Origin of the sequence: Streptomyces qaidamensis, assembly GCF_001611795.1 — a bacterium.
Classification (GTDB): domain Bacteria; phylum Actinomycetota; class Actinomycetes; order Streptomycetales; family Streptomycetaceae; genus Streptomyces; species Streptomyces qaidamensis.
In genome coordinates this window covers 7,761,894-7,787,917 of sequence record NZ_CP015098.1, presented here as the reverse complement: position 1 = coordinate 7,787,917, position 26,024 = coordinate 7,761,894, and the positions used below count along the sequence as shown (strand labels likewise).

General features: G+C 72.0%; 22 protein-coding genes. 14 read left to right on the top strand and 8 right to left on the bottom strand.

The annotated features are described in order from the left end of the window. Nucleotides 1–25 precede the first annotated feature (25 nt). A complete protein-coding gene (locus A4E84_RS34130) occupies nucleotides 26–1,645 on the bottom strand; it encodes a phytoene desaturase family protein (RefSeq protein ID WP_062930235.1) in 1,620 nt (539 codons plus the stop codon). Beyond that, nucleotides 1,638–2,150: an SRPBCC family protein gene (locus A4E84_RS34125; protein ID WP_062930234.1), complete on the bottom strand. Its 513-nt coding sequence runs from the start codon at nucleotides 2,148–2,150 to the stop codon at nucleotides 1,638–1,640. Before A4E84_RS34125 ends, A4E84_RS34130 begins: the two co-directional genes overlap by 8 nt. 169 nt (nucleotides 2,151–2,319) lie before the next feature. Here A4E84_RS34125 and A4E84_RS34120 point away from each other — a divergent pair, with 169 nt between their 5' ends. Then, the gene (locus tag A4E84_RS34120) at nucleotides 2,320–2,634 is read left to right on the top strand and encodes a hypothetical protein (RefSeq protein WP_062930233.1); all 315 of its coding nucleotides are present in this window, start codon (nucleotides 2,320–2,322) and stop codon (nucleotides 2,632–2,634) included. 72 nt (nucleotides 2,635–2,706) lie between these two features. Beyond that, nucleotides 2,707–4,101: a glycoside hydrolase family 16 protein gene (locus A4E84_RS34115; protein WP_062930232.1), complete on the top strand. Its 1,395-nt coding sequence runs from the start codon at nucleotides 2,707–2,709 to the stop codon at nucleotides 4,099–4,101. A 51-nt stretch (nucleotides 4,102–4,152) separates the two neighbouring features. Here the strand turns inward: A4E84_RS34115 and A4E84_RS34110 are convergent, their stop codons facing one another. Then, entirely contained in the window at nucleotides 4,153–5,040 is an 888-nt protein-coding gene (locus A4E84_RS34110; RefSeq protein ID WP_062930231.1) for a helix-turn-helix domain-containing protein, read from the bottom strand. Nucleotides 5,041–5,176: 136 nt separating this feature from the next. Here A4E84_RS34110 and tkt point away from each other — a divergent pair, with 136 nt between their 5' ends. Genes tkt through A4E84_RS34070 form a run of 8 tightly spaced genes read left to right on the top strand, consistent with a single transcriptional unit; the run spans nucleotide 5,177 to nucleotide 15,712 of the window. Next, nucleotides 5,177–7,252: a transketolase gene (tkt, locus tag A4E84_RS34105; protein WP_062930230.1), complete on the top strand. Its 2,076-nt coding sequence runs from the start codon at nucleotides 5,177–5,179 to the stop codon at nucleotides 7,250–7,252. A 19-nt stretch (nucleotides 7,253–7,271) separates the two neighbouring features. Then, on the top strand, nucleotides 7,272–8,417 hold the full coding sequence (gene tal / locus A4E84_RS34100) for a transaldolase (protein WP_062930229.1): 1,146 nt from the start codon (nucleotides 7,272–7,274) through the stop codon (nucleotides 8,415–8,417). Next, nucleotides 8,414–10,120 (top strand): glucose-6-phosphate dehydrogenase, encoded by a 1,707-nt coding sequence (zwf, locus tag A4E84_RS34095; RefSeq protein WP_062930228.1) that lies wholly within the window; start codon nucleotides 8,414–8,416, stop codon nucleotides 10,118–10,120. Before tal ends, zwf begins: the two co-directional genes overlap by 4 nt. Further along, the gene (gene opcA, locus A4E84_RS34090) at nucleotides 10,117–11,052 is read left to right on the top strand and encodes a glucose-6-phosphate dehydrogenase assembly protein OpcA (RefSeq protein WP_062930227.1); all 936 of its coding nucleotides are present in this window, start codon (nucleotides 10,117–10,119) and stop codon (nucleotides 11,050–11,052) included. Before zwf ends, opcA begins: the two co-directional genes overlap by 4 nt. Continuing rightward, nucleotides 11,045–12,709 (top strand): glucose-6-phosphate isomerase, encoded by a 1,665-nt coding sequence (pgi, locus tag A4E84_RS34085; protein WP_062930226.1) that lies wholly within the window; start codon nucleotides 11,045–11,047, stop codon nucleotides 12,707–12,709. The genes opcA and pgi overlap by 8 nt, the downstream gene beginning before the upstream one ends. A 1-nt stretch (nucleotide 12,710) precedes the next feature. Further along, nucleotides 12,711–13,595: a phosphogluconate dehydrogenase (NAD(+)-dependent, decarboxylating) gene (gene gnd, locus A4E84_RS34080; protein WP_020277652.1), complete on the top strand. Its 885-nt coding sequence runs from the start codon at nucleotides 12,711–12,713 to the stop codon at nucleotides 13,593–13,595. A 3-nt stretch (nucleotides 13,596–13,598) separates the two neighbouring features. Beyond that, the gene (locus A4E84_RS34075) at nucleotides 13,599–14,186 is read left to right on the top strand and encodes a histidine phosphatase family protein (protein WP_062930225.1); all 588 of its coding nucleotides are present in this window, start codon (nucleotides 13,599–13,601) and stop codon (nucleotides 14,184–14,186) included. A 59-nt stretch (nucleotides 14,187–14,245) separates the two neighbouring features. Then, entirely contained in the window at nucleotides 14,246–15,712 is a 1,467-nt protein-coding gene (locus A4E84_RS34070; RefSeq protein WP_062930224.1) for a hypothetical protein, read from the top strand. On the opposite strand, the gene A4E84_RS34065 is transcribed toward A4E84_RS34070, so the two are convergent. Both A4E84_RS34065 and A4E84_RS34060 read right to left on the bottom strand, forming a co-directional pair. Then, on the bottom strand, nucleotides 15,699–17,495 hold the full coding sequence (locus A4E84_RS34065) for a bifunctional sugar phosphate isomerase/epimerase/4-hydroxyphenylpyruvate dioxygenase family protein (RefSeq protein ID WP_062930223.1): 1,797 nt from the start codon (nucleotides 17,493–17,495) through the stop codon (nucleotides 15,699–15,701). The two genes, A4E84_RS34070 and A4E84_RS34065, sit on opposite strands and share 14 nt — an antisense overlap. Nucleotides 17,496–17,510: 15 nt before the next feature. Beyond that, complete coding sequence (locus tag A4E84_RS34060) at nucleotides 17,511–18,386, bottom strand: shikimate dehydrogenase (protein WP_062930222.1); 876 nt, start codon at nucleotides 18,384–18,386, stop codon at nucleotides 17,511–17,513. Nucleotides 18,387–18,529: 143 nt separating this feature from the next. Here A4E84_RS34060 and A4E84_RS34055 point away from each other — a divergent pair, with 143 nt between their 5' ends. The 3 genes from A4E84_RS34055 (at nucleotide 18,530) to A4E84_RS34045 (ending at nucleotide 22,228) form a co-directional block, all read left to right on the top strand. Beyond that, on the top strand, nucleotides 18,530–19,195 hold the full coding sequence (locus A4E84_RS34055; protein WP_062930221.1) for a TetR/AcrR family transcriptional regulator: 666 nt from the start codon (nucleotides 18,530–18,532) through the stop codon (nucleotides 19,193–19,195). A gap of 163 nt (nucleotides 19,196–19,358) precedes the next feature. Continuing rightward, nucleotides 19,359–20,717: an MFS transporter gene (locus A4E84_RS34050; RefSeq protein WP_062930220.1), complete on the top strand. Its 1,359-nt coding sequence runs from the start codon at nucleotides 19,359–19,361 to the stop codon at nucleotides 20,715–20,717. Nucleotides 20,718–20,998: 281 nt separating this feature from the next. Further along, nucleotides 20,999–22,228 (top strand): serine hydrolase domain-containing protein, encoded by a 1,230-nt coding sequence (locus tag A4E84_RS34045; protein WP_062930219.1) that lies wholly within the window; start codon nucleotides 20,999–21,001, stop codon nucleotides 22,226–22,228. Between the two features lie 6 nt (nucleotides 22,229–22,234). Here A4E84_RS34045 and A4E84_RS34040 read toward each other — a convergent pair whose 3' ends face one another. The 3 genes from A4E84_RS34040 to ribA all read right to left on the bottom strand — a co-directional run bounded on the left by A4E84_RS34040 (nucleotide 22,235) and on the right by ribA (nucleotide 25,248). Next, nucleotides 22,235–23,392: a saccharopine dehydrogenase family protein gene (locus tag A4E84_RS34040; protein WP_062930218.1), complete on the bottom strand. Its 1,158-nt coding sequence runs from the start codon at nucleotides 23,390–23,392 to the stop codon at nucleotides 22,235–22,237. Then, nucleotides 23,382–24,443, bottom strand: coding sequence for a saccharopine dehydrogenase (locus A4E84_RS34035; RefSeq protein WP_062930217.1), 1,062 nt, complete (start codon nucleotides 24,441–24,443; stop codon nucleotides 23,382–23,384). The genes A4E84_RS34040 and A4E84_RS34035 overlap by 11 nt, the downstream gene beginning before the upstream one ends. Nucleotides 24,444–24,588: 145 nt before the next feature. Then, nucleotides 24,589–25,248, bottom strand: coding sequence for a GTP cyclohydrolase II (ribA, locus tag A4E84_RS34030; RefSeq protein WP_062930216.1), 660 nt, complete (start codon nucleotides 25,246–25,248; stop codon nucleotides 24,589–24,591). Between the two features lie 41 nt (nucleotides 25,249–25,289). Here ribA and A4E84_RS41535 point away from each other — a divergent pair, with 41 nt between their 5' ends. Continuing rightward, nucleotides 25,290–26,018, top strand: a complete 729-nt coding sequence (locus A4E84_RS41535) for a creatininase family protein (RefSeq protein ID WP_079129220.1) — start codon at nucleotides 25,290–25,292, stop codon at nucleotides 26,016–26,018. Nucleotides 26,019–26,024: the final 6 nt, after the last annotated feature.

Sequence of the window (26,024 nt, the reverse complement as noted above, 5' to 3'; positions counted from 1 at the left end):
TCGGCCCCTTCCCGGCGGGGCCGGGTCAGCGTCTGGCTCCGGTGCGGTCGCGGTGTGCGAGGAGCCGCTGGGCGCGGGCCAGACCGGGGGGCCGGTTGCGGCGCAGGGCGGCCCGGGCGGCGTTGGCTCCGGGAGCACCGTGCACCCCGCCGCCGGGGTGGGCTCCGGAGGAGGCGAGGTACAGGCCGGGCAGCGGGGTCTCCGGGCGGCCGGTGCCGGGCAGGGGGCGGAAGACGAGCTGCTGGTGCATCGCGGTGGTGCCCCCGTTGATGGCGCCCCCCGCGAGGTTGCCGTCGAGCGCCTCCAGCGTCGGGGGCGCCAGGATGCGGCGGCCTCGGACGAGGGAGCGGAAGCCGGGCGCGAAGCGCTCCACCTGGCGTTCGACGCGGTCGGCCATGAGCTCCTGGTCCTTGGTGTCCCAGCGGCCGGTGATGCCCTCGTCTGCGGCGTCGGCGCGGATCTCGTGCGGGATGTGCGTGTAGGCCCAGGCCGATTCGGTGCCCTGGGGCGAGCGGGTGGCGTCGGAGGTGGTCATCTGGCCGAAGATCAGGAACGGCCGGTCCGGGACCTGCCGCATGGCGATCTGCGCGGTGAAGCGGGTCAGCTCGTCCATGCCGTCGGCGAGGTGCACGGTGCCGGCCCGGGATGCCTGCTCGGCCTGCCAGGGCACCGGGCCGTCGAGCGCCCAGTCGACCTTGAACGTGGCGAAGTCCCACTGGAAGCGCCGCAGGTCGTCCAGGAGCTGCGCGGGCAGGTGCTCGGGGTCGAGTAGCTCGCCGTACAGGGCGGGCACCGACACGTCGGCCAGCACCGCACGGCGGGCCGGCACCGCGTCCCCGCCCGCCGTGCGGACGCCGACGGCCCGCCCGCCGCGGACGACGACGTGCTCGACGCGCTGCCCGCAGCGCACCCGCCCGCCCCGGGTCTCCAGCCGCCGGACCAGGGCGGAGGTGAGCGCGCCGGAGCCGCCGACCGGGACCGGGAAGCCGTAGGTCTGGCCCAGCATGGCCATCAGCCAGCCGAAGCCGCCGCTGCCCGCCGACTCGGGGGCGAGGTCCGCGTGCAGGGCGTTGCCGGCCAGCAGCAGGCGGCCGCCCTGGCCGCGGAACTCCTCCTCTCCGAGGCGCCGCACCGGCAGCACCAGGGAGCGGGCCATGCGCAGCCCGCCCGCCGCCCGCAGCCGCAGCGCCAGCCGCGCCGTGGCGCGCACGGGCGGGAACGGGGTGAACAGGGCCTCCAGAAGGCCGGGGCGCAGGTTCTGCCACACGTCGTGCAGCCGCCGCCAAGCCGCTCCGTCGCCCGGCTCGAAGGTGTCGAGGGACGCGGCGGTGGTGCCGATGTTCCGGTCCAGGACGGCGCAGCTGCCGTCGGTGAGGGGGTGGGCCAGCACACCGGGGGCGTGGCTCCAGCGCAGTCCGTGCTCCTCGGGGTGGAGCGCGGCCAGGACGGGCGAGGCGGCCGCGAGGGGGTAGAAGGAGCTGAAGAGGTCGTTGACGAAGGCGGGGTCGACGCCCCGGTCGTGGCGGACGGCGCCGCCAGGTTCGGGCTGCTCCTCCAGCACCTCGACGCTCCATCCGGCGTCCGCGAGGACATTGGCGGCGACCAGTCCGTTGGGGCCCGCGCCGATCACCACGGCGTCAGGCACGGTCGGCTCCGTCCGCCTCGGATCCCACGGTCACCTGGCCCAGAGGGCGACGGCGGCCGCTGCCCGGGGTCTGTGAATCGGACTCGCAGAGCTTGGTCAGGCGGGCCAGCATCGTGCGGTGGCGCAGCTGGATCAGCGCTTCGAAGCCGACGTTGTGCAGCCGGCCGCCCGCGCCCCGCAGGGGATGCTCGTCCACGATCACCAGGCAGTGCTCGCCCCAGGGCCGCAGCTCGATGGCGATGCGTGCCGTGCCCAGCACACCGGCGTGGGCCTCCAGCTCCAGCACGCGGCCTTCCTCGCAGTGGCGGACGACCGTCTCGTTGACGAGCCGCAGGGGTCCGAGCCGGACCTCATAGCGGATGGCCGCGCCGGTGCGGGGCCACTGTCCGCGCACGGGGTGGGACCCGGAGGTCCCCACCACCCACTCCGCGTAGCGGTGGCCGTCGGCGAGGACGTCCCACACGGCGCCCGGACCGACTCGGATCAGGTGATGGCGTTTGGCCACGGATGCCTCCTGCTGCCTCGACCGGTAGTCCGTCGTCCACCCCGAGTGCCCCGCGACCCCGTGTTCAACAGCGCGGAGTGCCGAAGGCCCGGCCGGACAACCGTCGCGGCCCGCCGTGCGTCGGACTCTGCGGGGTGCCCGGCGGCACACGCGGCGAGGGGAGCCGGCGATGACACGGCCGGGCGGGGCGCGGTGGCGGCTGCTGGTGCTGCTGGTCCTCGCGGGGGCTGCCGGACTCGTCTTCGCCTGGGCCGAACCTCCGGAGTGGACCATGGGTGTGGCTGTCGTCCTGATGCTGATGGTCGACGACGTGCTGCGTCACTGGGCGAAGAAGCGCGAAGCGGGTCCCGGCGAACCAGCTGAGAGCGCTCTCGCAGGTACCCGCCTCCCGCACGCCGCCACCCCTAGCTCCCGCGCAGCTCACCGGGCGTTCAAGCTGTGCACACACCACAACCCCAGCACTTTTCCTGGCTTTACCTCTTGACGCCCCGGACGGCGTGGAGCACATTGACGACACTTTGAGAGCGCTCTCACCCCCTTCCCCGAGAGGCCCCACATGAGCGGAACCTCAAGCACCCTCCGCAGACCCCGTCCCTTCCGACGGGCCTTCGTCGCCGTCGTCAGCACCCTCGGCCTCGCGGCGGCCGCCTCAGCGGTCGCCACCCCGTCCGCGAACGCCTCCGCGCCTCCACCCCCGTCGGGCTGGACGCAGCTGTTCGTGGACGACTTCAACGGCGCCGCCGGCTCCGGCGTCAACACCTCCGACTGGCGGTACGCGACCGGCAAGGGCTATCCCGGCGGTCCCGCCAACTGGGGCACCGGCGAGATCGAGACGATGACGAACAGCACGGCCAACGTCTCGCTCGACGGCAACGGCAACCTCCGGATCACGCCCCGGCGGGACGCCGCCGGCAACTGGACCTCCGGCCGCATCGAGACCAACCGCACGGACTTCCAGCCCCCGGCCGGCGGCAAGCTCCGCGTCGAGTCGCGCATCCAGGTGCCGAACGTCACCGGGGCGGCCGCCAAGGGCTACTGGCCGGCGTTCTGGATGCTGGGGGCGCCGTACCGCGGCAACTACTGGAACTGGCCGGCGGTCGGCGAGCTGGACATCATGGAGAACACCCAGGGCATGAACACGGTGTTCGCGACGATGCACTGCGGCACCTCCCCGGGCGGCCCCTGCAACGAGACCAGTGGCATCGGCGGTTCGACCACCTGTCAGGGCACCTCCTGCCAGGCCGGCTTCCACACCTACCGGATGGAGTGGGACCGCTCCACGAGCGTCGAGGAGATCCGCTTCTACCTCGACGGCGTCAACTTCCACACCGTGCGCGCCAACCAGGTCGACGCGACGACCTGGAAGAACGCCACCGACCACGGCTTCTTCATCATCCTGAACGTCGCGATGGGCGGCGGCTTCCCCGACGCGTTCGGCGGCGGCCCGGACGCCGGGACGCAGCCGGGTCACGCGATGGTCGTCGACTACGTGCAGGTGCTGTCGTCCGGCGGCGGCACCACACCCCCGCCGACCGGGAACCGCGACGCCTACTCCGCCATCCAGGCCGAGTCCTACGACGGCCAGTCCGGCGTGATCACCGAGACGACGGCCGACTCCGGCGGCGGCCAGAACGTCGGCTCGCTGGCCAATGGCGACTGGCTGCACTTCAAGGGCGTGAACTTCGGTTCCTCGGCGGCCCGGCAGTTCAGCGCCCGGGTCGCGAGCGGAGCGGCGGGAGGCGTCAGCGGGCTGGTCGAGGTGCGGCTGGACAGCCGCAGCAACGCGCCCGTCGGGAGCTTCGCGGTGGGCAGCACCGGGGGCTGGCAGTCATGGCGGACCGTCCCGGCGAACATCAGTGGCGTGACCGGCACGCACGACGTGTATCTGACCTTCACCAGCGGGCAGCCGGCGGACTTCGTGAACGTCAACTGGTTCACCTTCGGGCACTGAGAACGCGCGAAGAGGGGCTCCACGCGCGCGTGGGGCCCCTTTTCACCGCCCTCAGCGCAGCTCCGCCCGGAAGGCCGCCGGGGTCTGGTCCGTGTGCATGTGGAAGAACTTGGAGAAGTTGGCGGCCTCGGGGAAGCCGACCGCCGCGCCGACGCGGCCGATCGGCAGTTCGGTGTGGGCGAGGAGCCGTTTGGCCTCCAGGACGACGCGCTTGTCGATGAAGGCCTTGGGGGTCTCGCCGGTCGCGGCGCGCACCGCGCGGACCAGCGTGCGGCGGGAGTAGCCGAGCGCGTCGGCGTAGGCGCTGACGCTGTGGTTGGTGGCGAAGTCCCGCTCCACGGCGTCCCGGAAGAGGGTGAAGGTGGAGTCGGTCCGCCGGGGCAGGGCCGGGGCCGAACTCGCCGCGAGATGGGCGAGCCGCAGCAGGAACGCCGTCAGCGTGTGGCGCAGGACGGCGGTGTGCAGGCTCAGCGGGAGGGTGGCCGCGTCCTCGTACTCACGCCGCACTTGTGCGAGCGCGGCTTGCAGACCGGCGAGTTGGGCCGCGTCGGGGCGCAGCAGCGGCGGCAGGTCGTAGCGGTAGAGGCCGGTGGCCTCCACGGTCGAGCGGGGCAGGAAGCCGGGTTGCATGGTCAGCGCGGTTCCGCGGTACTCGCCGGTGCGCGAGAAGCGGTGGACCTGCCCCGGGCGGATCCACAGCAGGTCCCCGGCCGTGGCCTCGTACTCGGTGAAGTCGACCATGTGCCGGACCGGGCCCGCGCCGAACAGCATCACGACATGGAAGTCGATGCGGTGCACACGCTCCAGGGGGGCGTCGGCGTGCCAGGTGCGGCCGGTCCCCATCGGCCCGACCTGCATGCCGACACCGCCGACGCTCAGCTCGACCGGGAAGGGGAACGTATCGATCCCGTCGCCGCCTTGGATGCTTCTGTCCGCCATGTCCGCCTCGCGCTGCCCGCCGGTGTCCCACTTTCACCACAGGCTGGCACACGCCGACCTTCCGCCGTAAAAGTCAGACTTTTAGTTTTGAACGCGTCAGACCAGCCACTCCGCTCCGATCGAGGACTTCTTGAAGATGAGCACGCAGACAGCGGACAGTTTCGAATGGACCGAACTCGACCGGCGTGCCGTCGACACCGCCCGTCTCCTCGCGGCCGATGCCGTACAGCGGGTGGGCAACGGACACCCCGGTACCGCGATGAGCCTCGCACCGGCCGCCTACACGATCTTTCAGAAGGTGATGCGGCACGATCCCGCCGATCCCGAGTGGGCCGGCCGTGACCGCTTCGTCCTGTCCCCCGGTCACACCTCGCTGACTCTCTACACGCAGCTCTACCTCGCGGGCTACGAGCTGGGCCTGGACGACCTGAAGGCCTTCCGCACGCGCGGCTCCAAGACGCCGGGCCACCCCGAGTACGGGCACACCGCGGGGGTGGAGACCACCACGGGCCCGCTCGGCCAGGGCGTCGCGAACGCCGTCGGCATGGCGATGGCCGCCCGTTACGAGCGCGGCCTGTTCGACCCGGACGCCCCGGAGGGCGACTCCCCCTTCGACCACACGATCTGGGCGATCGTCTCCGACGGCGACCTCCAGGAGGGCGTCTCCGCGGAGGCCTCCTCGCTCGCCGGCCACCAGAAGCTCGACAACCTGGTCTTCCTCTACGACGACAACCACATCTCCATCGAGGGCGACACCGCGACCGCCTTCTCCGAGGACGTGCTGAAGCGCTACGAGGCCTACGGCTGGCACGTGCAGCGGATCGAGCCGCAGGAGGACGGTGACGTCGACGTGCGGGCGCTGTACGCGGCCCTGAGGGCGGCTCAGGCGGAGACCGAGCGCCCCTCGATCATCGCGATGCGCACGATCATCGCCTGGCCGGCCCCGAACGCGCGCAACACCGAGGCCTCCCACGGCTCGGCGCTCGGCGAGGACGAGGTCGCCGCCACCAAGCGCCTCCTCGGCTTCGACCCGGAGCGGTCCTTCGAGGTCGCCGACGAGGTGCTGACCCACACCCGCCGGGCCCTGGACCGGGGCGCCGAGGCGCACACCGCCTGGGACAAGCGGATCGCCGCTTGGCGGGGCGACAACCCGGAGCGGGCCGCCACGTTCGACCGGGTCAGCAAGGGCGAGCTGCCCGAGGGCTGGCAGGACGCCCTGCCGGTGTTCGAGCCCGGCAAGGCGGTGGCCACCCGTGCCGCCTCCGGCAAGGTCCTCCAGGCGCTCGGCCCGGTCGTGCCCGAGCTGTGGGGCGGTTCCGCCGATCTGGCCGGCTCGAACAACACCACCATCGACAAGACCAGTTCGTTCCTCCCGAAGGGCAACCCGCTGCCGGAGGCCGACCCGTACGGCCGCACCGTCCACTTCGGCATCCGCGAGTTCTCCATGGCCGCGGAGATGAACGGCATCGCGCTGCACGGCAACACCCGGATCTACGGCGGCACGTTCCTGGTCTTCTCCGACTACATGCGCAACGCGGTGCGGATGTCCGCCCTGATGCAGCTGCCGGTGACGTACGTGTGGACGCACGACTCCATCGGCCTCGGCGAGGACGGCCCGACCCACCAGCCGGTCGAGCACCTGGCCGCGCTGCGGGCCATCCCGGGCCTGAACGTCGTACGCCCGGCCGACGCCAACGAGACCGCGGTCGTCTGGGCCGAGATCCTCGAGCGCCACAGCACCGCCCCGGCTCCGCACGGCCTCGCGCTCACCCGTCAGGGCGTGCCCACGTACGAGCCGGACTCGGACGCGGCGCGCGGCGGTTACGTGAGGTTCGAGGCGGAGGGCGGCGTGCCTCAGGTGATCCTGATCGCGACCGGTTCCGAGGTGCACGTCGCCGCCGGGGCGCGCGAGCTGCTCCAGGGCGCCGGTGTGCCCACCCGCGTGGTGTCGATGCCGTCCGTGGAGTGGTTCGAGGAGCAGCCGCGCTCCTACCGCGACAGCGTGCTCCCGCCGTCGGTGAGGGCCCGGGTCGCCGTCGAGGCCGGCATCGGCCTGACCTGGCACCGGTTCGTCGGGGACGCGGGACGCATCGTCTCCCTGGAGCACTTCGGCGCCTCCGCCGACGCGAAGACCCTGTTCGCCGAGTACGGCTTCACCCCCGAGAACGTCGTCGCCGCCGCGCGGGAATCCCTCGCCGCCGCCCGCGGCTGATCCGACCGCCCGAAAGAAGATGATCACTGTGACCGAAGCGACCGCGACCGCGGGAGCACTGAAGCGCCTGTCCGACGAGGGCGTGTCGATCTGGCTCGACGACCTGTCGCGCCGGCGGATCGAGTCCGGCGGCCTGGCCGGGCTCGTCGCCACGAGGAACGTCGTCGGCGTCACCACCAACCCGTCCATCTTCCAGGCCGCCATCGGCTCGGGGGTGGGCTACGAGGAGCAGCTCGCCGACCTGGCGGTGCGCGGTGTCACCGTCGACGAGGCCGTCCGGATGATGACGACCTCCGACGTCCGGTCCGCCGCCGACGTGCTGCGGCCGGTGTACGAGGCGAGTGGCGGCCAGGACGGCCGGGTTTCCATCGAGGTCGACCCGCGCCTCGCCCACGACACGGCGGCGACCGTCGCCGAGGCCCGGCAGCTGGCCTGGCTGGTGGACCGCCCGAACGTGATGATCAAGATCCCGGCGACGAAGGCGGGCCTGCCGGCGATCACGGAAGTGATCGGAGCGGGTATCAGTGTCAATGTGACGCTGATCTTCTCCCTGGAGCGCTACCGCGAGGTGATGGACGCCTACCTCGCCGGCCTGGAGAAGGCGCGGGCGGCCGGGCTCGGCCTGTCGGGCATTCACTCGGTCGCGTCGTTCTTCGTCTCCCGCGTGGACTCCGAGATCGACAAGCGGCTGACGCTGCTGGGCACGGACGAGGCCCTCGCCCTGAAGGGCCGGGCGGCCCTCGCCAACGCCCGGCTCGCCTACGAGGCGTACGAACAGGCCTTCGACGGGGAGCGCTGGCAGGCCCTGGAAGGCGCCGGAGCCAACCGGCAGCGCCCCCTTTGGGCCTCCACCGGTGTGAAGGACCCCGCCTACAAGGACACCCTGTACGTGGACGAACTGGTGGCCCCCGGCACGGTCAACACCATGCCGGAGGCCACGCTGAACGCCGTCGCCGACCACGGCGACGTCCGGGGCGACACCGTCACCGGCGGCTACGACCGGGCCCGCGCGGACCTGGCGGCCGTCGAACGGCTCGGCATTGCATACGACGAGGTGGTGCGGCAACTGGAGGACGAGGGCGTTGCCAAGTTCGAGGCGGCCTGGCAGGACCTGCTGGACGCGGTCACCAAGTCCTTGAACAACAAGGGAGTTGACGCGGAATGAGCGAGGGCATCGAGGGCATCCCCCAGACGGCCGAACAGGAGACCAAGGGAACCAAGGAGGACAAGGAGGCCCGGGCTGCGCAGGAGGCGGCCGGGGTCGAGCAGACCGGGGTGAGCGGCACGGCGGAGGCCGCCCCGTCCACGGACCGCGCCGACACCGGCACCGGCACCGACACCGACACCGACTTCGTCAACCCGCTGCGCGACCCGCAGGACCGTCGGCTGCCCAGGATCGCGGGCCCCTCCGGGCTGGTCATCTTCGGCGTCACCGGCGACCTGTCCCGCAAGAAGCTGATGCCGGCCGTGTACGACCTGGCCAACCGCGGCCTGCTGCCGCCGGGCTTCTCCCTGGTGGGCTTCGCCCGCCGGGACTGGGAGGACCAGGACTTCGCGCAGGTGGTGCACGACGCGGTCCGTGAGCACGCCCGCACCCCGTTCCGCGAGGAGGTCTGGCAGCAGCTCGCCGAGGGCATGCGGTTCATCCCGGGCGACTTCGACGACGACACGGCGTTCAAGCAGCTGCGCTCCGCCGTCGAAGAGCTGGACGCCTCGCGGGGCACCAGCGGCAACTACGCCTTCTACCTCTCGGTGCCGCCGAAGTTCTTCCCGAAGGTCGTCCAGCAGCTGAAGAAGCACAAGCTGGCGAGCGCCCCCGAGGGTTCCTGGCGCCGCGCGGTCATCGAGAAGCCGTTCGGGCACGATCTGCGGTCGGCCGAGGAACTCAACCGCATCGTGCACGAGGTGTTCGATCCGGAGCAGGTCTTCCGCATCGACCACTACCTGGGCAAGGAGACCGTCCAGAACCTGCTGGCCCTGCGCTTCGCCAACCAGATGTTCGAGCCGATCTGGAACCGGTCCTTCGTGGACCACGTGCAGATCACCATGGCCGAGGACATCGGCATCGGCGGCAGGGCCGGGTACTACGACGGCATCGGCGCCGCCCGTGACGTCATCCAGAACCACCTGCTCCAGCTGATGGCGCTCACCGCGATGGAGGAACCGGCCGCCTTCGACGCCGCCGCGCTGCTCGCCGAGAAGCTGAAGGTCCTCAAGGCCGTGCGGCTGCCGCAGGACCTGGGGCAGGGCACCGTGCGCGGGCAGTACGCGGCGGCCTGGCAGGGCGGCACGAAGGTGCGCGGCTATCTGGAGGAGGACGGCATCGACCAGTCGTCCACCACCGACACGTACGCCGCGGTCCGGCTCCAGGTGGACAACCGCCGCTGGGCCGGCGTCCCGTTCTACCTGCGCACCGGCAAGCGCCTCGGCCGCCGGGTGACGGAGATCGCGGTGGTCTTCCAGCGGGCCCCGCACTCCCCCTTCGACTCCACCGCGACCGAGGAGCTGGGCTCCAACGCCATCGTCATCCGCGTCCAGCCGGATGAGGGCATGACGGTCCGCTTCGGCTCCAAGGTGCCGGGTACGTCGATGGAGATCCGGGACGTCACGATGGACTTCGCCTACGGCGAGTCGTTCACCGAGTCGAGCCCCGAGGCGTACGAACGGCTGATCCTCGACGTCCTCCTGGGCGACGCCAACCTGTTCCCCCGTCACCAGGAAGTGGAAGAGTCCTGGAAGATCCTCGACCCGATCGAGCAGTACTGGGCCACGCACGGCCGGCCCGCGCAGTACGCCTCGGGCAGCTGGGGACCCGAGGAAGCCGACGAGATGCTCGCACGAGACGGACGGAGCTGGCGCAGGCCATGAAGATCGACCTGACCGACACCACGGCAAGCAAGATCAACAAGGCGCTGGTGCAGGGGCGCCGTGCCATCGGCACGCCTGCCGTGGGCATGGTCCTGACGATGGTGATCGTCACGGACGAGGAGAACGCCTACGACGCGATCAAGGCGGCCGAGGAGGCCTCGCACGAGCACCCCTCGCGCACCCTGGTCGTCATCAAGCGGCACGCCCGCACCCCGCGCGACCGCCAGTCCTCCCGCCTGGACGCCGAGGTCCGGGTGGGCGCCGACGCGGGCACCGGCGAGACGGTGATCCTGCGGACCTACGGCGAGGTGTCCGAGCACGCCGATTCGGTGGTGCTGCCGCTGCTGCTGCCGGACGCGCCGGTGGTGGTGTGGTGGCCGGTGGACGCCCCCGAGGTGCCTTCCAAGGACCCGCTCGGGGCGCTGGCCCAGCGGCGGATCACCGACCTGTACGCCGTCGAGAACCCCCTGGAGACGCTCCAGGCCCGGGTCCGCGCCTACGCGCCCGGTGACACCGACCTCGCCTGGACCCGGCTGACGCCCTGGCGTTCGATGCTGGCGGCGGCGCTGGACCAGGCCCGGGCGCGGATCACCTCGGCGGCGGTGGAGGCCGAGGCCGAGAACCCGGCCGCCGAGCTGCTGGCCCGCTGGCTGGAGGCGCGGCTGCACGTCCGGGTGGACCGCGTGGTCACCGCCGGGCCGGTGGTGACGGCCGTGCGCCTGGGCACGGAGAACGGGGAGATCGTCATCGACCGCCCGGAAGGACCGCTCGCCACACTGACCCTGCCGGGCCAGCCGTCGCGCACTCTCGCGCTGAAGGTCCGTGCCACCTCCGAACTCATCGCCGAGGAGCTGCGGCGCCTCGACGCGGACGAGATGTACGCCATCGCCCTGAACGGCGCGGCGACCGAGGAGACCCCTGCCCATGTCTGACTCCCCCGCCGGAACCCCCCGGCTCACCCTGCGGCCCGAGTGGACCGCCCTGGAGGACCACCGCAAGGACGCCCTGCCGCAGCCCGGTCTGCGTGAGCTGTTCGCGGCGGACCCCGGGCGTGCCGAGCGTTACGTCGTACACGTGGGCGACCTGCGGATCGACTACTCCAAGCACCTCGTCACCGACGAGACGCTGGCCCTGCTGCAGGAGCTGGCCGCCGCGGCCGACGTGTCCGGACTGCGCGACGCCATGTTCCGCGGCGAGAAGATCAACGTCACCGAGGACCGGGCCGTGCTGCACACCGCGCTGCGCGCCCCGCGGGACGCGGTGATCGAGGTCGACGGCGAGAACGTCGTGCCCGACGTGCACGCCGTGCTCGACAAGATGGCCGCCTTCGCGGACCGGGTGCGCTCCGGCGAGTGGACCGGCCACACCGGCAAGCGGATCCGCAACGTCGTCAACATCGGCATCGGCGGCTCCGACCTCGGCCCGGCGATGGCCTACGAGGCGCTGCGGCCCTTCACGGACCGGGAGCTGACGTTCCGTTTCGTGTCGAACGTGGACGGCTCCGACCTGCACGAGGCGGTGCGGGACCTGGATCCGGCGGAGACGCTGTTCATCGTCGCGTCCAAGACCTTCACCACGATCGAGACGATCACGAACGCCACGTCCGCGCGCTCCTGGCTGCTGGACGGGCTCGGGGGCGACGAGAAGGCGGTGGCGAAGCACTTCGTCGCCCTGTCGACCAACGCGGAGAAGGTCGCCGGCTTCGGCATCGACGTCGACAATATGTTCGAGTTCTGGGACTGGGTCGGCGGCCGCTACTCGTACGACTCCGCGATCGGCCTGTCCCTGATGATCGCGATCGGCCCGGACCGCTTCCGGGAGATGCTCGACGGCTTCCGCATCGTCGACGAGCACTTCCGCAACGCCCCGGCGGAGGCCAACGCCCCGCTCATCATGGGCCTGCTGGGCATCTGGTACGGCAACTTCCACGACGCCCAGTCGCACGCCGTGCTGCCGTACAGCCACTACCTGTCCAAGTTCACCGCCTACCTCCAGCAGCTCGACATGGAGTCCAACGGCAAGTCGGTGGACCGCGAGGGGAACCCGGTGGACTGGCAGACCGGGCCGGTCGTGTGGGGCACGCCCGGCACCAACGGGCAGCACGCCTACTACCAGCTCATCCACCAGGGCACGAAGCTCATCCCGGCGGACTTCATCGGCTTCGCCCGGCCGGTCGACGAGCTGAGCGACGAACTGAAGGCCCAGCACGACCTGCTGATGGCCAATCTGTTCGCACAGGGGCAGGCGCTCGCCTTCGGCAAGACCGCCGAGGAGGTGCGGGCCGAGGGCGTGCCCGAGGAGCAGGTGCCGCACCGCACGTTCCGCGGCAACCACCCGACCACGACGATCCTCGCCACCGCACTGACCCCGTCGGTCCTCGGCCAGCTGGTCGCCCTCTACGAGCACAAGGTGTTCGTACAGGGCGCCGTGTGGAACATCGACTCCTTCGACCAGTGGGGCGTCGAGCTCGGCAAGGTCCTCGCCAAGCGCGTCGAGCCCGCCCTGACCGAGGGCGCTGACGTCCCCGGTCTCGACCCGTCCACGGCCGCGCTGGTGGCCGCCTACCGCACTCTTCGGGAAGTGAACTGACATGCAGATCGGTCTTGTGGGTCTCGGCAAGATGGGCGGCAACATGCGCGAGCGCCTGCGCAACGCCGGCCACACCGTCATCGGCTACGACACCAACCCGGACAAGTCCGACGTCGCCAGCCTGGCCGACCTCGTCAACCAGCTGGAGGCGCCGCGCACGGTCTGGGTCATGGTCCCGGCCGGCGACCCCACCCAGCACGTCATCGACCGTCTGGCGGACCTCCTCAAGCCCTACGACACGGTGGTCGACGGCGGCAACTCCCGCTGGACGGACGACGAGAAGCACGCCGAGGAGCTGAGCAAGCGCGGCATCGGATTCGTCGACGCGGGCGTCTCCGGCGGCGTGTGGGGCCTGAAGAACGGCTACGCCCTGATGGTCGGCGGAGAGAAGGAGTACGTCGACCGGCTCCGGCCGATCTTCGAGGCGCTCAAGCCGGAAGGCCCGTACGGCTTCGTCCACGCGGGCAGCGTGGGCGCCGGGCACTTCGCGAAGATGGTCCACAACGGCATCGAGTACGCGATGATGCAGGCCTACGCCGAGGGCTGGGAGCTGCTGGAGGCCGTGGACTCGGTGGACAACGTCCGCGAGGTGTTCCGCTCCTGGCAGGACGGCACCGTCATCCGCTCGTGGCTGCTGGACCTCGCGGTCAACGCCCTCGACGAGGACGAGCACCTGGAGGGCCTGCGGGGCTACGCCCAGGACTCCGGCGAGGGACGCTGGACCGTGGAGGCCGCGATCGACAACTCCGTGCCGCTGCCCGCCATCACCGCCTCCCTGTTCTCCCGGTTCGCCTCCCGGCAGGACGACTCGCCGCAGATGAAGATGATCGCGGCGCTGCGCAACCAGTTCGGCGGACACGCCGTCGAGTCCGCGAAGAAGGCGTAGGACGTGGGAGATCTGCTGTTGGTCCGCCACGGCGAAACGGAGTGGAGCCGGAGCGGACAGCACACCAGCTTCACGGACCTGCCCCTCACACCGCACGGTGAGAAGCAGGCCATGTCCCTCGCCCCGCTCCTGGCGGGCCGTACCTTCGCGCTGGTCCTCACCAGCCCGCTCGCCCGCGCGGTGCGCACCGCCGAGCTCGCGGGCCTGACCGGGACCGTGCGGGACGCGGACCTGCACGAGTGGTACTACGGCGCCTACGAGGGCGTCACCACCGAGGAGATACACCGCACCCGGCCCGACTGGGACCTGTGGACCGACGGGGGGCCGCCCGGCCCCGACGGCCGGCCCGGCGAGTCCCCCGAGGAGGTGGGCGAACGCGCCGACCGAGTGCTGGCCCGGGCGGAGAGGTCGCTGCCCGAGGGCGATGTGATGCTGGTGGCGCACGGGCACTTCCTCCGCGTCCTGACGGCCCGCCGGCTGGGCCTGCCCCCGGCGCGGGGGCAGTTGTTCCGGCTGGAGACCGGCACGGTCAGCCGGCTGTCGACCGAGCACGGCCGGCCCGTGATCGCGGAGTGGAACTCCAGGGCGTAACGAGCCCCGGCCGGAGGTGAGTTGACAGCCTCCGGCCGGGCGCGTCAGAGTCCCCGCTGATGGAGATCACCGACATGACACCCGCCGAGGAGCGGGTGTGGCGTGCCTTTCCGCGCGGGCAGGACGTGGACTTCCGCAGCCCGGCCGGCGAGGACCCGGCGCGGGGCGCGGACTGGGGCCCCGAACGGACCGTGCGCGCGTCCGTGGTGCGGGCCCTGCTGCTGAACTCCCCGCAGGAGGACGGGGAGACCGCCTCCCTCCGCTTGGCGGGCGCCCGGATCACCGGGGTGCTGAACCTCCAGTACAGCGACATCGACCACGCCGTGCGGCTCAGTGACTGCTTCTTCGAGGACGTGCCCGTCCTGTACGCGGCCCGGCTGCGCCAGCTGAATCTGCGCCGGTCCGTACTGCCCGGCCTGGACGCCGCCACCCTGCGCGTGGACGGCGTCCTGCGCCTGTCGGACTGCCTCTTCGACGGGCCCGTCAAGCTCGGCGGCGCGCAGCTCTCCGGCGCCCTGTTCCTGGACGGGGCCGACATCGGCGAGCCGCCCCCGGGCCAGCCCGCGCTCCAGCTCAATCACGTCACCATCGGGGACGGCCTGTCCGCCCCGGGCCTGCGGACCCGCGGCGAAGTGCGGCTGACGGGCGCCTCGGTCGCCGGGACGATCGACTTCAACGAGACGCGGCTGGAGGCCGGGGCCGGAGAGATCGTCCTGGACGCGGAGACGCTCACGGCGGAGGGCGACGTCCTCCTGCGCAGCGCGTCCGTGCTCGGCTGGATCGGCCTGCGCGGCGCCCGCGTCGCGGGACGGCTCAACCTGTCGCACGCCCGCCTGGTGAACCCCGGGGGCCCGGCGCTGCGCGCCGGAAGCTGTGTCATCGGGGAACTCTGGCTGCGGGAGAGCCCTCCGTTGGAGGGCACGCTCAATCTGCGCCGCGCCCAGGTGGACGTCCTGTGGCTGGAGCCGGAGGTGATCCCGGAGAGGGTCCTGCTCGACGGCCTCGTCTACACCTCGCTCACCCCGCACGTGCCCGCCGGGCGGCGCCTGACGATGCTGGAGCGGGACGGCGACGGCTATGTCCCGCACGCCTACGAGCAGTTGACCGCCGCTTACCGGAGGATCGGCGACGACCACGCCGCCCGGCTCGTCCAGCTCGCCAAGCAGCGCCGCCACCGCGGCACCCTGCCCTGGTACGGCCGGCTGTGGGGCTATGTGCAGGACGCCACCGTCGGCTACGGCTTCCGCCCGCTGCGGGCGGCGGGCTGGCTGATGTCGCTGCTCGTGATCGGCTCCCTCGCCTTCGCGCTGCACCCTCCCCGGCCGCTGAAGGCGGACGAGGCCCCGCAGTTCAACCCGGTGTTCTACACGCTCGACCTGCTCCTGCCCGTGATCTCCTTCGGGCAGGAGGGCGCGTTCGCGCCCGCCGACCGGTACCAGTGGCTCTCCTACGCCCTGGTCGTCACGGGCTGGACGCTGGCCACCACCGTCGTCACCGGCATCACCCGGACCGTCAGCCGCCAGTGAGCGCCCGCACCGCGTGCTGCGCGGCCAGCCGCACCGGGGCGTTGGCGGCGCCGTAGCCCCGGTAGCCGCCGTCGCGCTGGACCAGTTCGAAGAAGACCCGGCCGACGGTGCGGGTGTAGCAGTGGCGGAAGACGCCGTGCGCGTCGCGGTCGTAGAGGATGCCGAGGTCGAGGTAGGTCTCCAGCTCGCCGTCGGCGAACTCGAAGCGGGCGGCGAGGTCGTCGTAGTAGTTCGCCGGGACCGGCAGCGGACTGCCGCCCGCGTCCCGGAAGCGGCGGGCCGCGGCGACCACGTCGTCGGTGGCCAGGGCGATGTGCTGGGCGTGGACGGTGTCGTCCGTGGGCGCGGCGCCGACGGTGAGGGCGATCCGGACGCTGCCGCCGGGATCGGTGACGGCACGGCTGCGCATCAGGCCGTAGGGGTCGGCGACGTCCACACTCTCCTGGGCGTGCAGGCCGAGCACCCCGCGGTGGAAGAGGGCCGCCTCGTCGAACTGGTGCCAGGGCTGGGTGAGGGCGAGGTGGTCGATGCCCCGGATGCCCTCCTGCCCCGGGGGCCGGCCCGTGTCCTCGAAGTCGGCCCGCCAGCCGGGCCGTTCCGGGCGATCGTCGGCGCAGAAGAACAGCTCCGTGCCGTCGGGGGCGGCGACCGCGTCCAGCGGGGCGTCCTGCGGCGCGCGGCGCCGCGGCAGTACGGGCGCGAGCAGCGCCTCGGCCCGCCGGGCCGCCGCGGCCGGGTCCGGTGACTCCAGGCCGATCGCGGCGAGCCGGGCGCCCTCCCGGCGGACGGCGGGCCCGGTATTGACCAGGATCCGGGCGTCGCCCTGCTCCCACAGGCCGACGGGTTTGCCGCGGTGGCGTGCGGTGCGGGTGAAGCCCAGGGCACCGAGCAGCGCGGCCAGGGGTTCGGCGTCGGGCGTGACCAGTTCGGCGAAGGCGACGCCGGTGGGGACGACGGGGCCGGGCAGGGACGCCTCGCCCACCTCCTCCTGGAGGAGCAGCAGGGAACGCCGGGCGTCGACGGCGGTCGGTCCGGCCTCGGACTGCCGGAACACGTCGTTGAAGACCTCCAGGGACAGCGGGCCGTCGTAGCCGGTGGCCAGCACGTGCCGCACCAGTCCCGCGACGTCGAAGCCGCCCTGTCCGGGGAAGCAGCGGTAGTGGCGGCTCCACTGCAGCACGTCCATGGCGAGCAGCGGGGCGTCGGCGAGCTGGAGGAAGAAGATCTTCTCGCCGGGGATGTCCTCGATGCCTTGTGTGCCGGTGCCGCGGGAGAGGATGTGGAAGCTGTCCAGGCAGGTGCCGAGCGCCGGGTGCCCGGCCGTCTCGACGATGCGCCAGGCGTGGTCGTAGGTGCTGACGTGCCGGCCCCAGGCGAGGGCCTCGTAGGCCACCCGGACACCGGACTCCCGGGCCGCGTCGGCGAGCCGGCTCAGCTGCTCGGCGGCGAGGGCGTCGTCGTCCACCGCCTGCGGGGAGACGCTGGAGCAGACGAGGACCGTGTCGGCGCCGAGCCGGCGCATCAGCTCGAACTTGTGCCGGGCCCGCCGCAGGTTCCGGGCGAACTCGGCCTCGGGGACGGCCTCGATGTCCCGCATCGGCTGGTAGAGGTCGATCCGCAGACCGAGGTCGGCGCAGCGGGTGCGGACGTCCTCGGGGGTGAGGGGGCTGGCCAGCAGGTCGTTCTCGAAGATCTCCACCCCGTCGAAGCCGGCCCGGGCGGCGGCGTCGAGTTTCTCGGTGAGGGAGCCGCTGAGGGAGACGGTGGCGATGGACGTACGCAACGGCGGTACCTCTCTCTAGTTCGAAGCCCCGACGGCGCCGGCCAGTTCGGTCAGATCCGTCAGCATCCGCGCGGCGTCGGGTTCCCGGCCGGTGAACAGGCGGAACGCGTCGGCGGCCTGGAAAGCGGCCATGCCGCCGCCGTCGAGGGTGGCGCAGCCCAGGGCCCGGGCGGTGCGCAGCAGCTCGGTCTCCAGCGGCCGGTAGACCACCTCGGCGACCCACAGACCGGAGTGGAGCAGCTCGGCGGGCAGGGGCAGGCCGGGGTGGGCCGCCATGCCGGTGGGCGTGGCGTGGACGATGCCGTCGGCGTGCGCGAGCAGCTCGGTCCGCCGTTCCGGGGGCGCGGCGACGGCGCGTCCTTCCCCGAAGGCGCGGTTGAGGGAACCGGCCAGGGCGGCGGCCCGCTCGGGCAGGGCGTCGACGAGCGTGACGCGCTCGGCGCCGAGGGTGAGCGTGGCGTGGGCGACGGCCGCGCCCGCACCGCCGGCGCCCAGCTGCACGACCCGTTCCAGTGGTGCGTCGGGCAGTCCGCGCGCGAAGGAGGCGGCGAAGCCGGTGACGTCCGTGTTGTGGCCGACCGCGCGGCCGTCCTCGAAGACGACGGTGTTGACCGCGCCCAGCGCCTCGGCCTGCGGGGCGAGCGCGTCCAGGTGCTCGATGACGAGCTGTTTGCAGGGGTGCGTGATGTTGAGCCCGTCGAAGCCCAGGTCGCGGGCGGCCCCCAGCAGATCGCCCACCGCCTCGGGCGGCACCCCGAGGGCGTCGATGTCGATCAGCCGGTACACCAGGCGCAGGCCCTGCCGGCCGGCCTCCCGCTCGTGCAGGGCCGGACTGAGCGACGGGCCGATGCCGGAACCGATCAGCCCGACGAGATACGACCTGTGGGGCACGCGCGCCTCCTGAGGGGCTCACTAATGTACGAACCAGTACGTTAGCTATATCAGCCGGAGACGGGCCCGGGAAGACCCCCGCGGCCGGGCGGGCCCCTGCTTCTAGAATCACCGGCACCGGCCCCTCCGCCCTAAGGAACCTGATGACCAGCGTCGAAGAACCGGCACGGCCTGGCGAGCGCATCCGTGACGCGGCCCGCACCCGGGCAGAGATCCTCGACGTCGCCACCCAGGAGTTCGCGCGGGCCGGCTACGACGGGGCCCGGGTGGACGAGATCGCCGCCCGCACCCGCACCACCAAGCGGATGATCTACTACTACTTCGGCGGTAAGGAGCAGCTGTTCACGGCCGTGCTGGAGCGCGCGTACGGCGTGATCCGGGAGGCCGAGCAGCAGCTCGACGTCGACCATCTGGACCCGGTGGCGGCCATCCGGCGCCTGGCGGAGCTGACCTTCGACCACCACGAGCAGCACCCCGACTTCATCCGCCTGGTCAGCATCGAGAACATCCACGAGGCGCACCACATCGCGGCCTCCGAGAAGCTCGCAAAGATCGGCTCCCCCGCCCTGGACGTGATCCGCCGGATCCTGGCGTCGGGCCAGGAGTCGGGCCTGTTCACGGCAGACGTCGACGCGGTCGACCTGCACGCGATGATCTCCTCGTTCTGCTTCTTCCGGGTCTCCAACCGGCACACCTTCGGCGCGCTGTTCGGCCGCGACCTCCTCGACCGGGCGCAGCGCGCGCACTACCGCGCCATGCTGGGCGACATGGTGATCGCGTACCTGACGGCGGAACGGACGACGGACTGAACGCGCGCAGCGCGACCCCTTGACACCGGCGGCACTCCGGCGCAGCATCACTGGCCATCCCCTGTTAACTACCCAGTGGGTTAATTAGCCGCGATCCGGCACACCCCCCTCTGCTCTCCGTTCATCTCACTCCGCCCAGGGTGGAGCCCGCCAAGGAGCCGCCGTGTCCGTCCCCGCCATGCCCTCAGGGTCCGCCGCCCCGCCCGGCCAGCCCAGGAAAGCCGCGACCGCCGCCTGGATCGGCAGTGCCCTGGAGTACTACGACTTCTTCATCTACGGCAGCGCCGCCGCGCTGATCTTCCCGGAGGTGTTCTTCGACGAGTCCGACCCGGCCACGGCGACCCTGCTGTCGCTGGCCACGTTCGGTGTCGCGTACGCCGCCCGCCCCGTCGGCGCGTTGGTACTCGGGCACTTCGGGGACAAGCTCGGCCGCAAGAAGATCATGGTCTTCACGCTGATGCTGATGGGCCTGTCGACGTTCCTCATCGGCTGTCTGCCGACCCGGGACCAGGTCGGCGGCCTCGCCCCGGTCCTGCTGGTGCTGTGCCGGGTGCTGCAGGGCATCTCGGCGGCCGGAGAGCAGGCCAGCGCCAACTCCATGACGCTGGAACACGCGCCACCGGGCCGGCGCGGCTTCTTCACCAGCTTCACCCTCAGCGGCACCCAGGGCGGCCAGCTGCTGGCCACGCTCGTCTTCATCCCGGTCGCCGCGATGCCCGAGGACCAGTTGCTGTCGTGGGGCTGGCGGCTGCCGTTCTGGCTGAGCGTCGCGGTCGCCGTCGTCGGCTGGATCATCCGCCGCAAGCTGGACGAGACACCGGCCTTCGCCCAGCAGGCCGCGGCGGAGGGTGTGGCCAGGATGCCGCTCGTGGTCCTGCTCCGCGAGCACTGGGCGGACGTGCTGCGGGTGATCGCGGCTGCCCTGGTCGCCTCGGTCAGCACGATCTTCACGGTGTGGGCGCTGGCCTACGCCACGAGCGACGCGGTCGGCATGTCGCGTACGGCCATGCTGTGGGTGGGCGCCCTGGCCAATGTCGTCGCGCTCGCCGCGATCCCGCTGTGGGCGACGCTGTCCGACCGGATCGGGCGCCGCCCGGTGTTCCTGATCGGCGCCGTCGGCAGCGCGGTGACGATGTTCCTGTACCTGTGGGCGGTCTCCACGGGCTCCTACCCGCTGACGTTCCTGACGGGCATCGTCTGCTTCGGTGTGGTCTACAGCGCCGCGAACGGTGTGTGGCCCGCCTTCTACGGCGAGATGTTCACGACCCGGGTGCGGTTGTCCGGCGTGGCCGTCGGCACGCAGATCGGCTTCGCGGCGGCCGGGTTCGCGGTGACGTTCGCGGCGCAGATCGCGGGGCCGGGCGGCGACGACTGGTCGGCGGTGGCCCTGTTCACGGCGGCGTTGTGCGTGCCGCCCGTGATCGCGGCGGTGTCGGCGCGGGAGACCCACCGGGTCCCGACGGAGTCACTGGGGGAACGCGCCGAACCCGGGGCTGTGCAGCCGGAGAGGGTGACGGCCTGACGCCACCGCTCCCCCCGGTTGCTGTCGAGGCCCGGCGGTGGGTGCTCCTCGGGTGCGGGTGCGTGGGGGCTGGTCGCGCCGTTCCCCGCGCCCCTGAGGAGCCTTGCCCCGGGCCTCGATGCGTTCAGCCACAGGACGCCGAGCCGAACCCTCCGTCCCGGAGCCCTCGCTCACGTGTCCCCCCACGATCACGAACCGTTCCTGCACCACGATGGGGGTCTGAGGCGGCCCGGGCGGGGTATGCCGGATCTCATCTCGACCAGCGCGACGGGAGAAGGTCCATGGCACAGCTGCGACAAGAGATCGATCCGGGTGAGGCCGGGCTGGATCCGCAGGTGCTGGGCCGCCTGGACCGGCACTTCGCCCGGCTGGTCGACGACGGGCGTCTGCCGGGCTTCCTCGTCTCCGTCGCCCGGGCCGGGCGCGTCGCGCATCTCGCCACGCACGGCCTGCGCGACATCGCGGCCGGGCTCCCGGTGGAGCCCGACACGCTGTGGCGGGTCTACTCCATGACGAAGCCGGTCACCGCGGTCGCCGCGCTGCTGCTGGTGGAGGAGGGCCGGCTCTCGCTGGACGACCCCGTCGCCGACCACCTGCCCGCCTTCGCCGCCCCGCGGGTCTACGTCGGCGGCTCCGGAGCGGGCGTCGAGACCCGCCCCGCCGAAGGCCCGATACTCGTCCGGCATCTGATGACCCACACCGCGGGTCTGACCTTCGGCTTCTACCACACCCACCCCGTCGACGCCCTGTACCGCGCGGCCGGCCTGGAGTCGTCGGTGCCGCCGGGCGCGGACCTGGCCGAGACCATCGAGGTGTACGCGAGCCTGCCGCTGCAGTTCGAGCCGGGCACCGAGTGGAACTACTCGGTGGCGAGCAACGTCCTGGGCCGGATCATCGAGGTCGTCTCAGGGCAGCCGCTCGACGCGTTCTGCGCCGAGCGGATCTTCACACCGCTCGGCATGACGGACGCGGGCTTCCACGTCACGCCGGCCCAGGCGCCCCGCCTGTCCGAGATGTACGGGGAGAGGGAGGGCGGTGGCATCGAGCCGACGCCGGGGCTCCCGCTGCACGGCCGGCCGCGGTTCCTGTCGGGCAGCGGCGGCATGGTGTGCTCGGCCCACGACTACCACCGCTTCATGGAGTTGCTGCGCCGCCGCGGCGAACTCGACGGCGTGCGGCTGCTCGCCCCGCGGACCATGGAGCTCATGACCCGCAACCACCTGCCCGGCGGCGCCGACCTGCGGGCCTTCGGCAGCCGTCCCGCCCACGACGAGCCCGGCAACGAGGGGCTCGGCTTCGGCTTCAACTGCTCCGTGGTGATCGACCCGTCCCGCACCCTGGTGCCGTCCGGGCCCGGCGCCTTCGGCTGGAGCGGCGTGGCCACGACGACGTTCTGGGTGGACCCGGGCCGCGACCTGACGGTGCAGTTCATGACACAGGTGCGGCCCAGGACCTCCCACTCTGTCTTCAAGGACCTGAAGCGGCTGGTTCACGAGGCCCTCTCGGACTGATGCCCGCTACTGGTCGACGCGCAGGGTGAACTCCACGCCGTCCCGGGCGAGTTCCCGCAGCCACTGCCCGGAGCGGGCGGCCGTTTCGGCTGCGCGGTTCAGGCCCGGCGGCAGGGAGCCGTCCAGGACGTGCCGGACGCCCAGCGCGAGGGTCCGCGAGACGCATCGGGCCATCGCGCTCTCCTCGGCGTCGCCCACCAGGTCGAGGAGGTAACCGCCCTGCCACGACCGCCCCGACGGGGCGCGCACGTCCAGCGAGACGGCCAGGACGACCCGGTCGTGGTCGTCGTCCGTGGTGGGGTGGGCGGCGGCCAGTTCACGTGCGAGGGCGGCGATGCGCCCGTCGTCGCCGGCCTTGAGCTCCTCGAAGACGCCGTCCCAGGCGCGCAGCCAGCCCTCGAGACGCAGCGTGCCGCGCACGAACGTCCGGGGCGTCCAGGCGTCCGGCAGCCCGTACTGCGCGACGAAGGGGACGCTGTCGCGGTTGGGGTAGACCTCGAAGGTCTCCCCGTCGACGACATGCCGCCGGGTGGCCTCCCAGGGCCGCTCGGCGAGCGTCTGCGCACCGCCCTCGATGTAGCGGGCCGGGGAACGCAGGGCGCCCAGGACACCCGCGGGTGCCCAGCTGAAGCGGTACGTGAAGTCGTTCGGAACGGCGGGGACTCCGCCGCAGTACGACGTGAGGGTGTACGAGGCGGGCGTCTCGTCGCCGATCGCCTCACGGGCCCGGGCGACCAGGTCATGGGCGAACAGGTGGTCGATGCCCGGGTCGAGCCCGGCCTCGGTGAGGACGACGAGCCCGGCCCGCTCAGCGGCCGGCACCTGCTCCAGCACCGCGTCCGACACATAGCTGGAGCAGGCGAAGTGCGCCCCCTGCCGTACGCACTCGGCGAGCAGCGGGGCGTGCTCCGGCGCGGGCAGCATCGACACGACGACGTCGCCCGGCGCGAGTTCGGAGGCGAGCGCGGGCAGCGTGTACGCGCGGGGTTCGGCCCGGCCGGTGAGACCCAGCCTGCCGAGGGCGTCTGCGGCACGGGCCTCGGTGCGGTGCCAGAGCCGGACGCGCTCGGCGGTGTCGCACAGCGCGGCGAGGCCGCTGCCCGTGGACAGTCCGGCGCCGATCCAGTGGACGGTGCCGCTCGCCGCCGCCGGTTCAGTGGTCATGGGGCTCCCCCTTGTCGAGGCCGAGTGCACGGGACGCGTCACGGAACCGGTCCAGGCAGCGCCCCCACGCTCCGGAGACGCCGAAGTCGAGCAGGTGGGGCAGCAGGGCGGCCGAGAAGTCGGCGCTGGACTCCAGCGGCAGCAGGGAGGGCAGGTTGTCGATGGCGACGAGGTCGAGCGGGGGCTCGTCGCGCAGTCGGCGAACCGGCTCGTCCCAGTCGGTGGTCTCGTCGTACACCGGAAGGACGTTGAGCGGGGAACCGACGTCGCAGGTCACGTCGCACAGGGTCCGCAGGCGGCGGTCGGGGGTGTCGAGGTCCTGCTCACGGAGGAAGGGCGGGACGGGGGTGGTGGCGAGCACCGCGTTCACCATCACGTCGTGCCGCAGCAGCGCGCGACGGTCCAGGTCCCGGGTCTCGGCGAGGTCCCAGCAGGTGGGGTCGACGCCGGCGGTGGCGAAGGCCGCGCGGGCGCCGCGGCCGCTGCGGCCCAGGGCGCCGATGACGAGGCCGGTGAACTCGGCGTCGTCTGCGGCGGGTTGCAGCGTCGCGTCCAGGTCTTCCTTGGTGGTCGGCGTCAGCGGTGCCCGCAGCCGGCCCCGGTGCCGGAGCACGGCCAGGGCGGCGCCGAGATAGCCGGCCCAGAAGCCGAAGGCGGCGAGGCGCCTCCCGGTGTCGTCCACCAGGTACTCCAGGTCGAACAGCGCCCCGCCTCCGGCGGCGAACCGGCCCAGCAGCTCCGCCGCTCCCGGCTGGCCCTTGTAGGCGTGGCCGAAGAAGACGTGCCGGTGCGTCAGCCCGGCGGGTTCCCCGGGCAGTTCCTTCAGGCCGAGCACGACGGCGTCCCGGGGCGCCGTCGCCCAGGAGCCCGCGGGGGCGACACGGCAGCCGGCCGCCTCGTACTCCTCGATCGGGAAGACCCGCTGCGGGGACTCCTCGACGGTCAGTTCCACTCCGTGCCCGACGAGCCGCCGGGCGTCGTCGGGCACGATCGGAGTGCGTCGCTCGGTCGTTCGGGCCTCGTGGCGCAGCCACAGATGGAGCTCGGTCATACCAGGTGGGCCTCCGGCGTGAGGCGTCGGCCGCCGAGGGCCGACGCTTCTGGGGCGGACGTCCACGAAGCGTACGCGGCCCGCCTGCGGGTCGCGCACGGATTCGCCCAGGTCACGTCGGGGAGCCCGGACCGGGCCGAGGTGGTCAGGAGGAGCTGACCACCGCGTCCAGGTGCGGCAGGTGATGGTCGAGGCGCTCCCGCTTGGTGCGCAGGTAGGTGATGTTGTTCTCGCACGGCGGGATCAGCAGCGGGACCTGCTCGGCGACCTCGATGCCGTGGTCCACCAGCGCCTCGCGCTTGCGCGGGTTGTTGGACATCAGGCGCACCGACCGCACGCCGAGGTCCTCCAGGATCCGGGCGGCGACACCGTAGTCACGGGCGTCGACCGGCAGGCCGAGGGCGAGGTTGGCCTCGACGGTGTCGAGCCCCTCCGCCTGCAGGGCCATCGCGCGCAGCTTGGCGAGCAGGCCGATGCCGCGGCCTTCATGCCCTCTGAGGTAGACCACGATGCCCGCGCCCTCGGTGACGACCGCGCGCAGGGCGGCGTCGAGCTGGTCGCCGCACTCGCAGTGCTGGGAGCCGAAGGCGTCGCCCGTCAGGCACTCCGAGTGCAGTCGGATGAGGACGTCGTCCGTGCCGATCTCGCCATGGACCAGCGCGACCTGTTCGTCGCCGCGGTCGTGGTCCATGTAGCCGATCGCCTGGAATTTCCCGTACACGGTGGGCAAGGGGGCATTCACGACGCGTTCCACGCCGGTCCGCTGCGGTGCCTTCTTGCCGAGTACGCCAATGTTGTCTGTCATGATTCTCGAGTTCCTAAGCAGAGACGAAAGGCCGTGACGTTATGAGTGATCTGGTGCCGGCGGACACCACGGAAGACGTACGGACGCGAGCTGCCGGCGTCTCACGGCAGGTCGCGGTGCTTCCCGTGGGGAGCTTCGAACAGCACGGCGCGTATCTTCCGTTGGCGACCGACACACTCGTCGCCTGTGCCGTCGCGCGGGAGATAGCCGGCGCGTACCCGGTGCACCTCCTTCCTCCGGTGACGATCTCGTGCTCGCACGAGCACGCGGCCTGGCCGGGGACCGTCAGCATCTCCTCGGTGACCCTTCATGCGGTGGTACGGGACATTGCGGCTTCGCTGCGCCGGTCCGGGGTCGACGCCCTGGTGGTGGTCAACGGGCACGGCGGCAACTACGTGCTGGGCAACGTGGTCCAGGAGTCCTCCGCGCGCGGCGAGCGGATGGCGCTCTTCCCGGCCGCGGAGGACTGGGAGGCGGCGCGCGAGCGGGCGGGAGTGGTCACCTCGCTGCTCACCGACATGCACGCGGGGGAAATAGAGACCTCCATCCTTCTGCACGCTCATCCCGAAATGCTCCGACCCGGTTATGAGACCACTGATTTCGTCGCTGACGACCGGCGTCATCTGCTCACCCTCGGCATGTCCGGCTATACCGATTCCGGTGTCATCGGTCGTCCTTCGCTGGGTTCGGCGGTAAAGGGGAAGGAACTCCTGGCGAGCCTGGCGGATTCCTTCGGGGCGTATTTCTCGATGCTGACCTCCGACGCGTAGTCACCC

Excerpts from the sequence above, each read along its gene's own strand:
- A4E84_RS34120 (WP_062930233.1), top strand. The coding sequence starts at position 2,320 with ATGACACGGCCGGGCGGGGCGCGGTGGCGGCTGCTGGTGCTGCTGGTC.
- A4E84_RS34115 (WP_062930232.1), top strand. The coding sequence starts at position 2,707 with ATGAGCGGAACCTCAAGCACCCTCCGCAGACCCCGTCCCTTCCGACGG.
- A4E84_RS34110 (WP_062930231.1), bottom strand. The coding sequence starts at position 5,040 with ATGGCGGACAGAAGCATCCAAGGCGGCGACGGGATCGATACGTTCCCC.
- tkt (WP_062930230.1), top strand. The coding sequence starts at position 5,177 with ATGAGCACGCAGACAGCGGACAGTTTCGAATGGACCGAACTCGACCGG.
- tal (WP_062930229.1), top strand. The coding sequence starts at position 7,272 with ATGATCACTGTGACCGAAGCGACCGCGACCGCGGGAGCACTGAAGCGC.
- zwf (WP_062930228.1), top strand. The coding sequence starts at position 8,414 with ATGAGCGAGGGCATCGAGGGCATCCCCCAGACGGCCGAACAGGAGACC.
- opcA (WP_062930227.1), top strand. The coding sequence starts at position 10,117 with ATGAAGATCGACCTGACCGACACCACGGCAAGCAAGATCAACAAGGCG.
- pgi (WP_062930226.1), top strand. The coding sequence starts at position 11,045 with ATGTCTGACTCCCCCGCCGGAACCCCCCGGCTCACCCTGCGGCCCGAG.
- gnd (WP_020277652.1), top strand. The coding sequence starts at position 12,711 with ATGCAGATCGGTCTTGTGGGTCTCGGCAAGATGGGCGGCAACATGCGC.
- A4E84_RS34070 (WP_062930224.1), top strand. The coding sequence starts at position 14,246 with ATGGAGATCACCGACATGACACCCGCCGAGGAGCGGGTGTGGCGTGCC.
- A4E84_RS34055 (WP_062930221.1), top strand. The coding sequence starts at position 18,530 with ATGACCAGCGTCGAAGAACCGGCACGGCCTGGCGAGCGCATCCGTGAC.
- A4E84_RS34045 (WP_062930219.1), top strand. The coding sequence starts at position 20,999 with ATGGCACAGCTGCGACAAGAGATCGATCCGGGTGAGGCCGGGCTGGAT.
- A4E84_RS34040 (WP_062930218.1), bottom strand. The coding sequence starts at position 23,392 with ATGACCACTGAACCGGCGGCGGCGAGCGGCACCGTCCACTGGATCGGC.
- A4E84_RS34035 (WP_062930217.1), bottom strand. The coding sequence starts at position 24,443 with ATGACCGAGCTCCATCTGTGGCTGCGCCACGAGGCCCGAACGACCGAG.
- ribA (WP_062930216.1), bottom strand. The coding sequence starts at position 25,248 with ATGACAGACAACATTGGCGTACTCGGCAAGAAGGCACCGCAGCGGACC.
- A4E84_RS41535 (WP_079129220.1), top strand. The coding sequence starts at position 25,290 with ATGAGTGATCTGGTGCCGGCGGACACCACGGAAGACGTACGGACGCGA.